The organism is Streptomyces sp. GbtcB6 (assembly GCF_019091475.1).
GTDB classification, from domain to species: Bacteria; Actinomycetota; Actinomycetes; order Streptomycetales; family Streptomycetaceae; genus Streptomyces; species Streptomyces hyaluromycini.
Map to the genome: position 1 here is coordinate 1 of NZ_JAGXJL010000536.1, position 230 is coordinate 230.

A 230-nucleotide genomic window follows, 5' to 3' on the forward strand; every position below is an offset into this window, starting at 1 on the left:
ATGATCCCGCCCATGCCTGCTGCCTCCGCCGCTTCCTCCCGAACGGCCTCGGACAACGCGCTGCGTGTCCTGTCGATGGGCGCGGTCGCCGTGCTGGTCCTGGTCGCCGGGGTGTGGGGGTCCTGGGGCACCGCGCAGGACGTGCTGCTGACGAAGGGCAAGGTGCAGGGCACCGTCAAGGTGACGGCGTGCGGTGACGACACCTGCACGGGGCCGTCCACGCCCGTCTC

1 pseudogene is annotated in these 230 nt (G+C 71.7%); it reads left to right on the plus strand.

From position 1 onward, the window contains the following. Nucleotides 1-12: 12 nt before the first annotated feature. Nucleotides 13-230: pseudogene (locus KVT45_RS55895) on the plus strand (hypothetical protein); the annotation flags it as partial.